2 protein-coding genes are annotated in these 349 nt (G+C 59.3%); one reads left to right on the top strand and one right to left on the bottom strand.

What is annotated here, in order from left to right; translation table 11 throughout:
* Nucleotides 1–164 (bottom strand): heavy-metal-associated domain-containing protein (locus tag ETC27_RS16530; RefSeq protein WP_136256061.1); only part of this gene is annotated, 164 nt, incomplete at its 3' end.
* Between the two features lie 89 nt (nt 165–253).
* Between ETC27_RS16530 and ETC27_RS17830 the strand changes: the two genes are divergently transcribed.
* Nucleotides 254–349 (top strand): MerR family DNA-binding transcriptional regulator (locus tag ETC27_RS17830; protein ID WP_136256060.1); only part of this gene is annotated, 96 nt, incomplete at its 3' end.

Here is a 349-nt window from a genome sequence, read left to right as displayed (position 1 = left end):
GGGTGAATCCTCACCGATCCGGTGACCGAACTGGCCGACACCTCCCCGATGCCCTCCAGGCGGCCCAGAGCGGCCTCTACCTTGCGCTCGCAGCCGCCGCAGTCCATGCCTTCCACCTGCAGTGTCAGCGTCGACGAGATAGTGCTTTGCGTTGGTTCGGTCATGGCGTTGCTTCTCCGAATGTCTTAATCTTATTTTGAAGCATAATCCCTGTAGCAACTACAGGTTCAAGTCATGCGAGAGGAGCATCAGGATGCCGGAGATTAGCCATGCCATCGGTATCGGCGAGCTGGCACGGCGCGCCGGCTGCAAGCCTGAAACGGTGCGCTATTATGAGCGCATCGGGCTG

Origin of the sequence: Onishia niordana (assembly GCF_004798965.1) — a bacterium.
Taxonomy (GTDB): domain Bacteria; phylum Pseudomonadota; class Gammaproteobacteria; order Pseudomonadales; family Halomonadaceae; genus Onishia; species Onishia niordana.
This window is presented reverse-complemented; position numbering and strand designations above follow the sequence as displayed.